The sequence below is a fragment of the Rhodococcus sp. ARC_M6 genome, from assembly GCF_022810305.1.
In the GTDB taxonomy this organism is placed as follows: domain Bacteria; phylum Actinomycetota; class Actinomycetes; order Mycobacteriales; family Mycobacteriaceae; genus Rhodococcus_F.
Window position 1 is genome coordinate 82,525 of the sequence record NZ_JALGQH010000006.1, and the last position, 13,041, is coordinate 95,565.

11 protein-coding genes are annotated in these 13,041 nt (G+C 60.3%); 7 read left to right on the plus strand and 4 right to left on the minus strand.

What is annotated here, in order from left to right; genetic code table 11:
* Positions 1–2: 2 nt before the first annotated feature.
* From MTX36_RS09815 to MTX36_RS09830, 4 genes are all read right to left on the minus strand, one after another.
* Positions 3–1,076, minus strand: coding sequence for a nitronate monooxygenase family protein (locus MTX36_RS09815; RefSeq protein WP_243619540.1), 1,074 nt, complete (start codon positions 1,074–1,076; stop codon positions 3–5).
* Positions 1,073–1,828: a CoA-transferase subunit beta gene (locus tag MTX36_RS09820; RefSeq protein ID WP_243619681.1), complete on the minus strand. Its 756-nt coding sequence runs from the start codon at positions 1,826–1,828 to the stop codon at positions 1,073–1,075. The genes MTX36_RS09815 and MTX36_RS09820 overlap by 4 nt, the downstream gene beginning before the upstream one ends.
* Positions 1,829–1,845: 17 nt before the next feature.
* The gene (locus MTX36_RS09825) at positions 1,846–2,712 is read right to left on the minus strand and encodes a CoA transferase subunit A (protein ID WP_243619541.1); all 867 of its coding nucleotides are present in this window, start codon (positions 2,710–2,712) and stop codon (positions 1,846–1,848) included.
* Positions 2,713–2,789: 77 nt separating this feature from the next.
* The gene (locus MTX36_RS09830) at positions 2,790–3,644 is read right to left on the minus strand and encodes a sugar phosphate isomerase/epimerase (RefSeq protein ID WP_243619542.1); all 855 of its coding nucleotides are present in this window, start codon (positions 3,642–3,644) and stop codon (positions 2,790–2,792) included.
* Positions 3,645–3,764: 120 nt separating this feature from the next.
* Here MTX36_RS09830 and MTX36_RS09835 point away from each other — a divergent pair, with 120 nt between their 5' ends.
* The 7 genes from MTX36_RS09835 (at position 3,765) to MTX36_RS09865 (ending at position 12,862) form a co-directional block, all read left to right on the plus strand.
* Entirely contained in the window at positions 3,765–6,014 is a 2,250-nt protein-coding gene (locus MTX36_RS09835) for an arylsulfatase (protein ID WP_243619543.1), read from the plus strand.
* 59 nt (positions 6,015–6,073) lie between these two features.
* Complete coding sequence (locus tag MTX36_RS09840; RefSeq protein ID WP_243619545.1) at positions 6,074–7,648, plus strand: ABC transporter substrate-binding protein; 1,575 nt, start codon at positions 6,074–6,076, stop codon at positions 7,646–7,648.
* Between the two features lie 25 nt (positions 7,649–7,673).
* Positions 7,674–8,732 carry a phosphotransferase family protein gene (locus tag MTX36_RS09845; RefSeq protein WP_243619547.1) on the plus strand — a complete coding sequence of 353 codons (1,059 nt, stop codon included), beginning with the start codon at positions 7,674–7,676 and terminating at the stop codon, positions 8,730–8,732.
* A gap of 97 nt (positions 8,733–8,829) precedes the next feature.
* On the plus strand, positions 8,830–9,408 hold the full coding sequence (locus tag MTX36_RS09850; RefSeq protein WP_243619548.1) for a TetR/AcrR family transcriptional regulator: 579 nt from the start codon (positions 8,830–8,832) through the stop codon (positions 9,406–9,408).
* Between the two features lie 77 nt (positions 9,409–9,485).
* Positions 9,486–10,277 (plus strand): SDR family oxidoreductase, encoded by a 792-nt coding sequence (locus MTX36_RS09855; protein WP_243619549.1) that lies wholly within the window; start codon positions 9,486–9,488, stop codon positions 10,275–10,277.
* A 34-nt stretch (positions 10,278–10,311) separates the two neighbouring features.
* Positions 10,312–11,088, plus strand: coding sequence for an SDR family NAD(P)-dependent oxidoreductase (locus tag MTX36_RS09860; RefSeq protein WP_243619551.1), 777 nt, complete (start codon positions 10,312–10,314; stop codon positions 11,086–11,088).
* 166 nt (positions 11,089–11,254) lie between these two features.
* Positions 11,255–12,862 carry an ABC transporter substrate-binding protein gene (locus MTX36_RS09865; RefSeq protein ID WP_243619552.1) on the plus strand — a complete coding sequence of 536 codons (1,608 nt, stop codon included), beginning with the start codon at positions 11,255–11,257 and terminating at the stop codon, positions 12,860–12,862.
* The last annotated feature ends 179 nt before the right edge of the window (positions 12,863–13,041 follow it).

Genomic DNA, 13,041 nt, shown 5'->3' on the forward strand with positions numbered 1-13,041 from the left:
TGTCAAGCAGAGAGTCGAGTGAGAACCGAATTTGCCTCGGCCACAATTCTGTTGATCAATTCGCTGCAACTGGGCACGTCCTCGATCAGCCCGACTACCTGCCCTGTTGCCATGACGCCGACGTCGACGCGACCGTCCACCAATGCGGACCGGTACAGCATCGGAGCGTTAGCAGCCATCACCACCTGACTCCAGCCGAGTTCGTGACTCTTCTTCATTGCGAGACCCTCACGGATCATGTCGCGCCACGGTGTGCCGGAGAGCTTCTGGAATGCCAGAGCGTTGCGGCCCGCACGGATCATCCGACCCGGACCCGTTGTGGACTCCAGCTGATCAATGGTCCCCGCGCGCAGAACACGTTGCGGCACACCGTCGATCTCGAGTGTGACCACGGTGTCGTTGACCGACTTCGACAGGTACACATCCTTGACTTGCTGCGCCACCGGGGAATCGCTCGTCATCATGAATCGTGTACCCATCGCGATTCCGGCGGCGCCATAGGACAGTGCCGAGACCAGGCCCCGGCCGTCGAAGTAACCGCCCGCCGCGATCACCGGGATGTCCACGGCATCTACTACCTGAGGCAGAAGCAATGAGGTCGGCACAGCACCGGTGTGGCCGCCGCCCTCACCACCCTGAACGATAACCGCGTCAACGCCCCACGAAGCAACTTTTTCCGCGTGACGGCGTGCCCCGATAGACGGAACCACCACCAGCCCGGCGTCTTTCAATCGGCCGATGAGAGCCTGCTTGGGCGCCAGAGCGAACGACGCAACCTTGACACCGGATCGGATCAGCAGATCGATTCGCTTGTCGATGTCCGCCTGATCTGCTCTCAGATTCACCCCGAATGGATTATCGGTCTGGGCTTGAACTTCCGCGATCGCCGCAGCGAGTTCCTCGTAGGTCAACATTCCGCCGGCGATTATGCCGAGCCCGCCGGCCGCCGCTGTGGCAGCGGTCAGCGTCGAGTTGGAGACGTAGCCCATTCCGGTCTGCACGATCGGGTATTTGACCCCGAAGAGGTCGCAGGCCCGCGTGTGCAGGGCCCGGTGGTCTGCAGCAAGGTCAGTCATGCCGAAACCTCCTTGTTACGCAGTCCCTTGGGATCGATGACGTCCCGAATGAGCTGTAGCTCTTCGGCGCTCGGAAGCCGAGTCTGTGGAACCGACTGGGGAATCTCGAGATCGAATCCGGTCGCTGCCACCACGTCGTCGACGCTGACCCCCGGATGCACCGACACAAGTCGAAGTCGACCCGAGTCTGCGTAATCGAGCACCGCCAAGTTTGTTACGACTTGGCGCAGATCGTGGTGCTTGCTCGCAGCCGGACCTGCCTTGGCCGCGTTGTCGTTACCGACTCCCGAGACCATATCTACACGAGGCACGAACACACGGGTGCTGTGTGCGGGAACCCAGTAGCTGGTGGGGTGGTAAACACTGTTTCCCGGTGCACCCCGCACACCCAGAAGCTGCACCTTGGGCGCCGCGTGATCACCGATCGCCGAGATATTGCTGTTGCCGTAGACGTCGAGTTGGGTGGGGATCATCATGATGTGGCGCTTGCCGTTCCACACCAGATTGAAGATCGCACTGAACGGCATCCACGCTTCGATCTCCCCCTCTGCCGGCCCGCCGACGGCCCAGGTGCCACGAACTCCATGCGCCTCGCCGTCGGAGATCACCAGATCCTGTTCGAAGGTGTGTCGTGCCAACCGAACTCCGATGGCCGGAATGGTTCCGAAGGCACTCGCGATGACCTCACCGTTGCCGCGATACGCTTCGGCGCAGGCAATGACGCACACTTCGGCTCGGGTAGCAGGAGCCACGTTCGCACTCGACTCGCTCATGCCGACACCGCCTGGGAATCGCGCATCGCGACAGCGCGCTGGTAGTCCGCTTCGCTACCGGAAAGGTACTCGCCGACAAAGGCTTTCCACTGTTGTGGATCGCGGGCGGCGGCCGCATATTCCCGCTGGAAGGATTCGTCGCGTTCGTAGTTCGGCACGCACGAGGTGAAATGTGCGCCGTTCGGTGCTTCGACCACACCGGAGACCAGGAGACGGGCGATCCGCAGCGTCGACGGATGAGCATCGGCCGTCAAGTCCTTGGTGGGCACGATTTCCTCGCACGACACATAGGCGTCCTCGGCTGCCATGCAGAACAGATCGTCGAAATACAGGTCAGGGCCCAAGAATTGGGCATTGCCATGCCTGTCTGCACGGTTCATGTGCACCAGTGCCGCGTCAAGATTCAATGCGGGCATCGCTGCAAAAATCTCGTCTCCGTACGGGTCGGACACGGTACGCATATCGGGGTTGACCGTCATGACGTCCGATCCCAGTCCAGCTCGGGTCGGCAAGAAGGGCATCCGGATGCCGGCAGCATACAAACCCCACTGCAGCATTCCCTCGTCGTACTCGGCCACTTCCACCGCTCCGGCCTGACGGACGGCCCGGAAATGCGGATCGAGGGCAATCGAGTCCAACGAAACGAACCCGAAAATCACCTTCTTGACCTTCCCTGCTGCACAGAGCAATCCGACGTCAGGTCCACCGTAGGACACGATGGTCAGATCCTTCAGGTCGGATCGAAGAATTGCACGCACGAGGGACATCGGCTTGCGCCGTGACCCCCAACCACCGATACCGATCGTCATACCGGACCGCAGCCGACGTACGACATCGTCCTCGGTCATCGTCTTGTCACTCAATGGGTCCACCCTTTCGAATTCGGGGAAACGTTGCTCTGGCGCGTCATCGTCGCGTAGCAAACGTTTGATTCACATCATCATGGTTTCATCTCCGCGTCAACCGCCAACTGCGCGGTGAGCCAGGAATACGCTCGCCTGAGCGCACTCTCCGGCCCTTCCTCCTCAATCGCAGGACCGAGTATCTCCAGCTCAACAGCACCGCAGTAGCCGAGACCGAGCACTTCACGTAACAGTCGATCCATCGGAAGATCTCCGTCGCCGGGTACCCACCGGTTGGGAACCGCGAGCGTTCCTACCCGGAAATCGCTTACCTGCACGATCTGCACCCGATCGAGTTCAGCCCGCAAGGTACCGAGTAGATCCGGTTCCTGGAATGCGCAATAGAGGTCGACGACCATTCCGATGTCCAGACGCCGTGCGATTACCGCCGCATCGCGAACTGTATGAACGAAACTCAGATCCGAACGCATCTGCATGGTGTTCTCCAGGGCGAGCCGAACCCCCAACTGTTTGGCCCGCTCGGCCACTGGCGACACGCGATCGATCAATCGGTCTGCTGCAGCTTCCCAGCTGAGACGTCCGGACGGTCCCGTTGTGAACAGCACCGTCGATGCTCCCAGACCTGCCGCGCCGACCACTGCTGCGTCGAGTGCCGCAATCTCCCTCTCCCAGGCAGTTCCATCGTCCGGATCGGCTGTGATTCCGTGCGCGATACAGCCGACCGCGACGCCGAACTCATGGGCCAGCGATACCGTTTCCGGCCAACCGGTTCGACCCGCTTTGTACGCGGACAGTGCCACGGCGGAAATCCCGAGACGTCGGCAGAGCGCCAACTCGTCACGCAGTGCCCAACTCGCGGTCGTAATCAGACTGACGGAAGGAAATGGGCCTCGCACCAGGTCCATCTGGCGGGATTTGTCGTTGTGATCCATAGTCGCTCCTGCTTTCCTCGATTGACCGTGAATCACACCGTAATCCCAATTTGAAACATTGCGTAGCAAATGCTTGATACGGTGCATACTGCCTTCAGAATCCATTCCAGGAGTGCACATATGAACGTCGATACCCGCACGAGTACCTCGGGTTCACAGCGCCGCGAACCCAGCGAATCCGATGCACCGAAATGGCCGGTTCCCGTGTCGGCGCCCGCAGGCGCACCGAACGTTCTCGTGATCATGACCGATGACGTCGGTTACGGGGCAAGCAGCACTTTCGGTGGACCGATTCCCACTCCGGCGCTCGACGGACTCGCCGAAACCGGTTTGCGCTACACGCAGTTCCATACAACTGCGATGTGTTCCCCGACCCGCGCGGCACTCATGACCGGTCGCAACCACCACAAGGTCGGTGCGGGGCGCGTCACCGAGATGGCGCTTGCCTACGACGGATACACCAGCATCATCCCCGACAGCGCTGCCACGATTGCCGAAATGCTGCGGTGCAACGGATATTCCACCGCACAGTTCGGTAAGTACCACAACGTCCCCGTCTACGAGACCGGGCCGGCCGGACCGTTCGATCATTGGCCCACGAACATGGGATTCCAACATTTCTACGGCTACCTCGGCGGCAGCACCGACAATTGGGCCCCCGCACTGTACGAGGGCACCAGTCCGGTGGAACCACCGACGGACGATGCCACCTACCACCTCGAAAAAGACCTGGCAGACAAGGCAATTACCTGGATTCGTCGGCAAAAGTCGGCAGCACCGAACAAGCCTGTCTACATCCAATACAGCAATGCCGCCACTCACGCTCCGCACCATGCACCACGAGAGTGGATCGATCGATTCCGCGGGCAGTTCGATCAAGGATGGGATGCCATTCGCGAAGAAACGATCGCTCGGCAGAAACAACTCGGTGTTGTACCCACAGACACCGAACTGACCGAACGTCCCGAACAGATCGCATCATGGGACTCCCTCACCGCCGACCATCAAAAAGTGGCAGCCCGCATGATGGAGGTCTACGCCGGCGCTCTCGCTTACGCCGACTCCCAGATAGGCCGTGTTCTCGAAGAATTGGAACGCATCGGCGAACTCGACAACACGCTGGTCTTCTACATCCAAGGCGACAACGGAGCCAGTCCCGAAGGTGGAGCCAACGGCTCTCTCAACGAGATGAGCTACGTCAACCGTCTGGAAGACAGCACCGAATCCCTCCTCGAACACCTCGACGAACTGGGCGGCCCCCTGCACTACAACCACTTTCCAGCCGGTTGGGCCCACGCGACCGACACCCCGTTCAAGTGGTTCAAGATGGTCGCGTCGCATTTCGGAGGCACTCGCAACGGGATGGTGCTCTCTCACACTGCGCGAATCACCGACGCCGGCGGGATCCGCACGCAATTCCACCACGTCATCGACGTCGTTCCCACCATCCTCGATGCCATCGGAATAGAAGCACCCAAACAGATTCGGGGCGTAGAACAGATGCCGCTGTGCGGAGTCCCGATGACCTACACCTTCGCTGATCCGGCTGCACCTTCTACCCGAACGACACAATACTTCGAATTGATGGGCAACCTCGCAATCTATTCCGACGGGTGGGTTGCCGCTACTACGCCCCGGGAAATGCCGTGGGAATTCGCCACCGGCGCAGACTCTCTCGACGATGCGAACTGGGAGTTGTACCACGTCGAGAACGACTACAGCCAATCCGACGACCTGTCGGCGCAGTACCCCGACAAACTCAGCGCGCTGGTCGACCTGTTCTGGGGGGAGGCCGAAGCAAACCAGGTTCTTCCCGTCATCGTCAAAGCGCTCAATCCTGGCCCGCCCAAGCCGAACCCGACTTTCGGCCTGACCACGTTCGTCTACTACGACGGGGTGACGCGAGTGACTCCCGGCAGTGCACCCGATGTCACCAACAAGCCGTTCAGCATTTCCGCGGACGTAGTGTTGACTTCGAACCACGCACACGGCATGCTCCTGTCCCAAGGTGGACGATTCGGTGGCCATGCCCTGTATCTGGCAGACGGTGTCCTCACCTACCATTACAACCTCTTGGGTCGCGAGCGCTCTACGGTCACTTCTGAATTCGCGCTTCCGGTCGGTCGACACCAACTCACGGCCGTGGTCGATATCGATCCCACGCAGCGCGGCGGATCGGCAGCGATAACCCTGCTCTGCGATGACGAGAAGGTTGGATACGGAACGGTGGCGAACACTGCCCCGTTCCGCCTCAACTACATCGAAGGCCTGAGCGTCGGGCGGGATACCGGAACCCCGGTGTCCGAGCAGTACCAGCTGCCGTTCATCTTCGACGGAGTACTCGACAAAGTCACCGTCACGCTTGACTGAAAATACACGTACGCCTGATCGACAACATTCCTTCGAACGCAATCGAAGAGAGGTAAACCATGACACACACCCGGTTCGGCAAGGGAAAGCTCGTCACTGCTCTTGCCGTGGCAGCGCTGTCACTGTCCGCCTGTGGCGGAGGCGCAAGCGGCACGACGAACAGTGGAAGCGTCGGCGGTGAGGTCGACCCCGCTGCAGTGATACGGATTGCCTCCGCCGGCACGTCCAACAATCTCGACCCCCAGCAACAGATGACCATCGGTGGCTGGAGCCATCTCACGGCACTCTTCGATCGACTCATGACCGTCGACAGCAACGACAAAATTGTTCCCGGACTTGCCAAGTCGTGGGAATTCAGCTCGGACGGCAAGTATCTGGAGCTGAAGCTGCGTGACGACGTCACCTTCAACGATGGCACCCGCTTCGACGCCGAGGCGGTTGCCGCCACCCTGAAACGAGGCAAAACACTCGCGGGCAGTACCTCGGCTGCGGCGCTCGCGGGCGTCATCGATATCACTGCGACTGACATGTACACCGCGCGCATCGAACTGGCCCCGGGAGCCGGTGTCGAACTACCCGGAGTATTCACCACTCCGGTAGGCATGATGATCAGTCCCGCAATGATCGCCGCCGGAACCGATATCCGCAACGATCCGGGACTTGCAGGTTCCGGCGCCTACGTCGTCACCAAATACGTTCCCGGAGAGTCGCTTGTAATGAAGCGGTCCGATCGTCCGTACTGGGACGCGGAGGGCGGACGCCTCGGCGGCATCGATATCACGCTTGTCCCCGACGCGTCGACGCGTCTGAATGCCATCCAGACCGGAGCACTGGATCTCACGTGGGTCAGTTCGGCCAGCGAAGTGGTGCAGGCAAATACGCTTGCCGACCGCGGCGCCTTCGCTATCGACAAGGTTCCATTCCGAAGCACCCTCGGTGTCTATCTGCGTCCGACGGGTCAGCTGGCCGATCAGGAAATACGTCAAGCGGTTGCACAGTCGATCAATCCGGATGAGATCAACGCGCTGTTCTCCGGGAACTGCACACCACACAACCAGATGTTCCCGAAGACGAGCTCGGCATTCGATCCCGACTACAAGTATCCGTACGCCTTCGATCCGGAGGCGGCCAAGGCATTGGTCCAGAAGAATGGAAACACCAAGGTCACGCTAACGTTCGGTGCCGGGAGCAACACCGAAAAGCCCACCAACGTCATCCAGTCTGCCCTGTCCACTTCGGGCTTCGATGCCGAGCTCAATCCCGTTCCGCTCAACCAACTCGAACCACGCTACATTGCCGGTGAATTCGATCAGATGGTCGCCAACTCGTTCACACCTAAAGTCGATCCTGCGGAAACCGTGAACTTCTACTTGGTCAACAACTTCAAGTTCGCTGCCGACGACCCGGAAATCCTGGGCATGATCGAGCAGGCTGCCGATCCGACGATGTCCGAGAACGACCGTGCCGAGCTGTACCACAAGATCTCGGCGAAGACGCTGGAGAAGGCCCTGTGGGTCCCGATCTGCAACCAGACCAACGCCACGCTCTCGAGCAACAAAGTGGTCGGCGCCGACGACGTCCCGTGGGTCAACGTCGGAATCTACGATCTTCGCCATCTTGCGATGACAAAGTAGGCCTACGCATGAACAAGGACCGCACATGACCGATAGATCCACTGCTACCAGAACCACGGCCACGCTCGGTATCGAGCGTCTCGCGGTCACCGCCTGGTTCGAGCGCGCCGTCCCGAATGCTCTCGCTCCGTTCAGCTTCGAACAGATAGCCGGGGGCCGGTCAAATCTGACGTACCTGGTCACCGACACCGCGGGTACTCGTTGGGTACTCCGCCGACCCCCGTTGGGAAAGATCGTGGCCACCGCCCACGACGTCGTCCGCGAGGCAGGCATCTTGTCTCGACTCTCAGATACCGGGGTTCCGGTTCCAACGGTCGTCGGTGTCTGTACCGATCTCGAGATCAACGGATCTCCATTTTTCGTCATGGAATTCCTGGACGGAGAAATCCTGCGGGACTCGGACGCGGTGGAGGCTTTCCTCCCTCTCGCCGAACGCCGCGCACTCGGCGATTCGCTCGTCGACACTCTCGCGCGCCTGCACTCGTTGGACCCCGCCGCTCATGGTTGGTCTCAGCGCTCGGCATCGGGAGGGTATGTCGAACGGCAACTCTCACGCTGGTCCGCCAGCTGGGAAGGAGATCGTGTGCGAGTCCTCGAGGACATCAGTCGCACCCGTGACGCATTGAGTCGCCGGATCCCACCCCAATTTCGCTCGAGCGTCGTACACGGTGACTATCGCCTCGACAACGCTCTGATGGGTACACAGGGCCAGGTGCTCGGAGTCCTCGACTGGGAACTGTCGACAGTCGGTGACCCACTGGCGGACCTGGGGCAGTTCTTGATGTACTGGGCGCAACCTGGCGACGAGGTAACCGCGCTCGAGACGCCCCCGACGTTCGCGGCCGGTCTACCCACTCGAGACGAACTGGCTGATCGCTACCTGACCGCGACCGGTATGCCTGGCGACGACTTGGAGTACTACCTGGCATTCAACTGGTGGAAAACGGCCTGCATTGTCGAAGGCGTCTACACCCGCGTATCGCGCGGGTCGATGGGCCGCACCGACCGCACCCCCGAATCGTTCGGCGTCCAGGCGCAGCGTCTGGCGGCACAGGCCTGGTCGTGCGCACAGAACCTCGCGTGAAACGCAGCGGTGCCCTTTTCGCCGGGCGCGCATCAAACCTTTGTTCAACTGTCGTAGAATTCGCGACGCGATCCTTGCACAAACATCGGAGGTAGGCATGGAGTGGTCTGAGCGCCACGACCTGATTCTCGGGCAGGCAGCATCGCTGTTTGCCACCAAGGGAATCGCAGGCACCCCGGTGCGGGATATCGCCGACGGAGTCGGCATCCTCTCCGGCAGCCTTTATCACTACTTCGAATCCAAGGATGCTATCGCGTACATGATCGTGTCGAGGTATCTCGACGATCTGACTGCTCGATACGAAGCGATTGCCGACGCCGATCCGCGGGATCGGCTTAGCTCGATCGTCCACGCCTCACTGGCCGCAAGCGTTGCGCACCCACATGCCTCGGAGATCTATCAGAACAATTCCGAGTATCTTCGAAAACTTCCGGGGAACAACACTATTCGTTCCGCTGCCCGCACCACCAAGGCAACGTGGATGGATGCGATCGCCTCCGGAATCGAAGCCGGACAGCTGCGCGCGGATCTACCCGCAGACGTCATCTACGGATTGATGCGCGACGCGGTCTGGTTGTCGCTCCGGTGGTTCTCCCCCACCAAGAACTATTCGATCGAACAGTTCGGAGACACCTTGATCTCAGTCTTCCTCGAAGGCATCGAACCACAAAAGTAACCGACCCCGCACAGTTCACACCACCGTCTACATTCTCCCATGTAGCAAATGTTTGATACGCCCCCGAAAGGTGCACTATGATCGACAAGAATTACTACGGCCCCTGGGCTGTCATTGCCGGCGGATCCGAAGGCGTGGGCAGTGCATACGCCCGCCAATTAGCCACTGTCGGTATTAATCTCGTACTTCTGGCCCGCAAGAGTGGCCCACTCGAAGAGACCGCATCCGAGGCGCGCGCCCTGGGTGTCGAGGTCACGACACTCGAACTCGATCTACTCGAAGACGATGCGCTCGATCGCCTGCGAGCGGTCACGGACCTACTCGACGTGGGATTGCTCGTATTCAACGCCGGCGCAGGATCATATGCCAGCGAATTCGTCAGCAGTGACCTCGCGGCTGTGCAGCGCACTATCGATCTGAACATCAAGAGCCAACTGGCCCTCACCCACCACTTCGGTGGCCGGATGAAAGAACGCGGTAGTGGCGGCATCATCCTGATGGGGTCGATCTCCGGGTACCTCGGAACCGAGCACATCAGTTTCTATGCTGCAGCAAAAGCTTTCGGAAGAATTTTTGCCGAGGGTTTGTGGCTCGAACTGGCTCCGCTCGGTGTTCACGTACTCGAAGTAATTCCCGGCGCAACACGAACACCGGCGTTGGGCCGTCTGGGATTGAATCTCGACATGCCGGGCTTGGTCCTGGCAGATCCCGAAGAGGTAGCCCGCGAAGGCCTGGAGCACCTCGATCAGGGCCCGATCTGGATTACCACCGGCCACTTCGAGACGGCACAGAAGCAAAGCGGCTTCGACCGCAGCGCACTGCTTCTCGAAGCTGCCGAGCGATTCCGAAAGATGTCGTCAGCGACGTAAATACCCTGCAATCCCAGAGAGAATCGAGAAGACCATGGGCAGAAAGCTCAGCAACAAAATTGCTGTTATCACCGGCGCCGGCAGCGGCATCGGACGGGCATCTGCGATACGGTTCGCTGCCGACGGAGCAACCGTCGTGGTCAGCGATATCAACGGCGATTCTGCGACTGCCACAGCTGATCTGATCACCGACGCCGGCGGCAAAGCTACAGCCGTCACGACAGACGTCACCGACGCCGAGGCTGTTTCATCCCTCGTGACCGGTACCGTCGAGAGCTACGGACGGCTCGATATCCTCTACAGCAATGCCGGTGGGCAGCAACCCAAACCCACCCTCGAGGTCACTCCCGCCGCCTTCGCCAATACTGTTGTGCTCAACCTGAATTCCATGTACTACGGAATATCAGCTGCACTGCCATTCATGCTCGAACAGAAATCAGGAGTATTCCTCTCGACGACCTCGGGAGCAGGTATCGGAGCGGTCCCGGGCCTGGCGGCATACGGAGCAGCCAAAGCCGGGATGATCAGCCTCACCCGAAGTATCGCAGTCGAATACGGAGCCTTGGGCATTCGCGCAAACGTGATCTCACCCGGATCAATGGACACCCCCGGTCTACGTCGATGGCTCGAAACCCATCCCGACGGTCCCGAAGCCTATGCGGCGCAGATCCCGTCAGGGCGTCTGGGCACTGCCGAGGATATCGCGTCGGTAGCGTCATTTCTGGTGAGCGACGAGTCCGCGTACATCAACGGCACTCTGGTTCCGGTAGACGGAGCCGCCCACTCCAGGCTCAGCATCCCCCGCTTCTGAGTACCCGAATGGATGCATCCAGAGCGCCAAATCAATAGGGCTGCAAAGAAATACACTTCTCCCAGTGAACGGGAAGACGTAGCGACCTCCACGCACACCGCACACTACGGTCATCTCAGAACTTCGCCATCCGGACGCATTCGCGTCACCTCTGGAAGGAACTCTCATGAGATCGAAACGTGAACAGCGTTGGCTGTCTGTGGCGGCCGTCGCGGCTGCAGGAGCGGTGGCCTTGACCGGCTGTGGCAGCCCGAGTGCGGCTGTCGGAGGCGCAGCGGCCGGCACGGGAAGTCAAGGCAGCACCGGCGAAGTCGATACCAACGCCACGATGCGCGTCGGGGCAACTGTCGCCACGTCGCTCGATCCAATCGCGGCCCCCGAGGCGGTGCGGACCCTGATGTCGACATGGCCCGTCTACGACCGACTTCTCCAAGTCACCGAAGACGGCCAGTATGCCCCGATGCTCGCCACCGAGTGGACCTTCTCGGACAACGGGTCAACGCTGGATCTGAAACTGCGAGAAGGGGTTACGTTCACCGACGGCACACCGTTCAACGGTGATGCGGTAAAGGCGAACATCGACCGGTATCGGTCGGCAGCAGGATCTGCCTCCGCAACCGCGACCGCAGCCATCAGTTCGGTAGACGTAGTGGCGCCCAACGAAGTGAAGCTTCGATTGAGCCGCCCCACCACAACCATCCTCAACACCATCGCCATCCCGATCGGTGGCGCGATGATCAGTCCCAAAGCACTCGGAAACTCCGATCTCGCAACAAAACCGGTTGGCACCGGTGCGTACGTCCTCGAATCATTCGAGCCCGGACAGAAGATCACCTACAAGCGGCGCTCCGACGGGAATATCTGGGATACCAATGCCGGAAAACCCGCAGAAGTACAAATCGGTGCCTACGCGCCCGATGCCAGCAACAACGCCATTCGCACCGGACAGTTGGACGTTGCGCAGGCCGGCGGCGGCACCACGCAGCTGCAGAGTGAGATCGACTCGGGCAAGGTGATCGTCCGACGCCAACCGACTGCCTCGACGGTTTCCGGAATGTTCTTGAACAGCACGATTCCCGCGCTGGCCAACATCAAGGTCCGTCAGGCTATCAACACTGCCCTCGATCGGGAGGCTTTGGTGGCGGCGTTCGGCGAAGGCCAGGCAGCACGTGTGCAACCCTTCCCGAGCACTTTGCCCGGATTCTACGAGGCCGGCGAAAAGTCCTACGCCTACGATGTCGACGCAGCCAAGAAACTTCTCGCAGAGGCCGGATACCCGAACGGGCTGGACCTCGGCGAGTTCCTGGTAGCCAACAACGGCAGGATGCCGGCCCAGGCTCAGGCCATCCAGGCAGGATTGGCAGAGATCGGCATCCAGATCGGACTGCGCTCGGTCGATATCCTGCAGTTGACCACTGAATACAGCAAGTCCAACGCACCCGGCATGTTCACGTACATGACCTCCGCGTCTCTTGATCCTTCCGCCTGGTTCACCTGGCTCTACACCAGCCCGCTCACCCTTCCCGGCGGCACTCCCGAAGCCATGAAACCGCTCCTTGTCGGCGTCGACGACTCTTCACTCTCGGACACCGAGCGCAAGGCGAAAGCTGAAGCCGTGAACAAGTTCTCGGTCGATAATGCCCTCTATGCACCGCTGATGCAGGGCGTCACGGGCATGCTGATCACCCCGAAGGTCGGCGGAACCGGCACGGGCAATCTTCCCTTCACTCCGTTCGGAGTCAGTGATCTCAGAAACGTGTACATCACCAAGTAGGTAGTTCTGCCGCAAGAATCGAGGCGGTTGTTCGGCGCAAGCCGAACAACCGCCTCGATCACTGGGTATTGCCATGTTCGTCTCTAAATTCAGCCGCTCGTCGCGAACGAAGCTGATCACGACCAGTGGACACTGCAGCCTTGAGTTCTCACCGGTAAAGAAGGAACCGATCTCGCTGT